This is a genomic window from Deltaproteobacteria bacterium CG11_big_fil_rev_8_21_14_0_20_42_23 (assembly GCA_002796345.1).
Taxonomy (GTDB): Bacteria; UBA10199; UBA10199; order 2-02-FULL-44-16; family 2-02-FULL-44-16; genus 1-14-0-20-42-23.
In genome coordinates, this window is sequence record PCXC01000007.1 from 1 (window position 1) to 544 (window position 544).

General features: G+C 44.3%; 1 protein-coding gene. It reads right to left on the minus strand.

The features are described from left to right. Positions 1-404: hypothetical protein (locus tag COV43_00540; protein ID PIR26617.1), on the minus strand; the 404-nt coding region annotated here is incomplete at its 3' end. Between the last annotated feature and the right edge of the window lie 140 nt (positions 405-544).

Consider the following 544-nt stretch of genomic DNA (forward strand, 5'->3'; position numbering starts at 1 on the left):
TAGGAAGCCGACTTACTAATTCTCTTGGAAACATCTGCAATACTAAAATTAAATTCCCTCTGAAGTTGTTGAAAAGCTAAAGCGCGCTCGATAGCGGTCAGATCTGTTCTTTGCACGTTCTCGATGATGGCCATCTCGAGCATTTCCTTTGGAGTTGTCTCTTTTATGATGACGGGCACTTCTGTAAGACCTGCGAGTCTTGCGGCTCTCCATCTGCGTTCACCCGCAATTAGCTGATATCCAGCTGGTGTGTGGGCAACTACGAGGGGCTCAAGGATCCCATATTGAGTGATTGAATCAGACAACTCTCGAATATCATCTTCAGAAAGTTTATTTCTTGGTTGGAAAGGATTTGGCTCTAAATGATCTATGGGTAACAACTGGATTGAGGACATTTTAGACATGCTAAAAGGTATACCACAGGGAAACCTGCTGGTGCAGTATCAGTTTTCACGCGCTTACTTAGCGAAGACGTTGACAACAGTTTTGGAGTGGCGACGACCGAACTCAACTGCGCCATCAATGAGAGAAAACAAAGTGAAAT